The sequence below is a fragment of the Opacimonas viscosa genome, assembly GCF_024199005.1.
GTDB lineage: Bacteria > Pseudomonadota > Gammaproteobacteria > Enterobacterales > Alteromonadaceae > Opacimonas > Opacimonas viscosa.
Window position 1 is genome coordinate 1 of sequence record NZ_JANATA010000288.1, and the last position, 243, is coordinate 243.

The 243-nt window shown below is 51.4% G+C and carries 1 pseudogene; it reads left to right on the top strand.

From position 1 onward, the window contains the following. A pseudogene (locus NLF92_RS13635) lies at positions 1-243 on the top strand (peptidoglycan glycosyltransferase FtsI); the annotation flags it as partial.

The window sequence follows — 243 nt, forward strand, 5'->3', positions numbered from 1 at the left end:
GGCAGATGTACTGCGCCAAGACGTCAATGAACTCAAAGAAAAAGTGGCAAACCCCAAACGCCGCTTTGTTTACTTGCAGCGTCAGGTGTCGCCTGCCATGGCAGAGTACGTTGATAAACTGGACATTCCAGGCATTTATCTTCGCCGTGAAAGCCGCCGCTACTATCCTACAGGTGAAGTTTCAGCGCAGTTAATCGGCGTAACCGATGTTGACGACACGGGCGTTGAAGGCTTGGAACGCAT